The 762-nt window shown below is 86.5% G+C and carries 1 protein-coding gene and 1 pseudogene; both read right to left on the reverse strand.

Features of this window, described 5'->3' with window-relative positions:
• Positions 1-144: 144 nt before the first annotated feature.
• A pseudogene (locus AAHZ94_RS34780) lies at positions 145-609 on the reverse strand (alpha/beta hydrolase); the annotation flags it as partial.
• A partial coding sequence (locus tag AAHZ94_RS34785) for a hypothetical protein (RefSeq protein WP_349997652.1) occupies positions 572-762 on the reverse strand: 191 nt, incomplete at its 5' end. The gene AAHZ94_RS34785 and the pseudogene AAHZ94_RS34780, both read right to left, overlap by 38 nt.

Raw genomic sequence — 762 nt, forward strand, 5'->3', positions numbered from 1 at the left:
GGGTACCCGTCGTCTCCGCTCGGGCGGCGGGCCGGGGGGCCGGCCGCGGGGCCCCCCCCCCCCACCCCCCAGGCCCCGCCCCCCCCCCCCCCCCCCACCCCGCCCCCCCGCCCCCCCCCGGGGCCCCGCGCCGGCCCGGGGCCCCCGGGCCGCCGCCCACAGCGCGGCGTGCCCACCGGCCGAGTGCCCCACCAGGACCGGCCGCTCCGCGTCCAGCGCCGACCAGTCGGGCCCCGGCAGGCCGCGGACCAGCGCGGGCAGCGCGTCCAGGGCCGCCGCGATGTCGTCGAAGGTCTCGGGCCACCGCCCGGCCAGCGGCCGGGCCCGCCCCGCGGGCGGCGTGCCCGCACCGGCCGCCGGGCGCTCGCCGTCCCGCCCCCGCCGGTACTCGACCGAGGCGACGGCGAAGCCGTGCGCGGCGAGGTGACCGGCCAGGGGCGAGAGGTGGCGGCGGTCGTACGGGGCGCGCCAGGCGCCACCGTGCAGCAGGACCACCAGCGGGACGGGGCGGCGGCCGGGCGCGGCACCCGGACGGCCGGGGTGCGGCCCAGGCCCAGGCGCCGATCCCGGCTCAGGCCCTGCCCCAGATCCCGACCCCGACCCAGGCACTGATCCCGACCCCGACCCAGGCGCTGGCCCAGACACTGATCCCGACCCCGCCCCCGCCCCCCGCCCCCCCCCCCCCCCCCGCGCCGGGGCCCCCCCCCCCGGCCCCCGCCCCGGCCCCGCCCCCCCCCCCCGCCCCCCCCCCGGCCCCCCCCC

Origin of the sequence: Streptomyces sp. HSW2009 (assembly GCF_040240285.1) — a bacterium.
Taxonomy (GTDB): domain Bacteria; phylum Actinomycetota; class Actinomycetes; order Streptomycetales; family Streptomycetaceae; genus Streptomyces.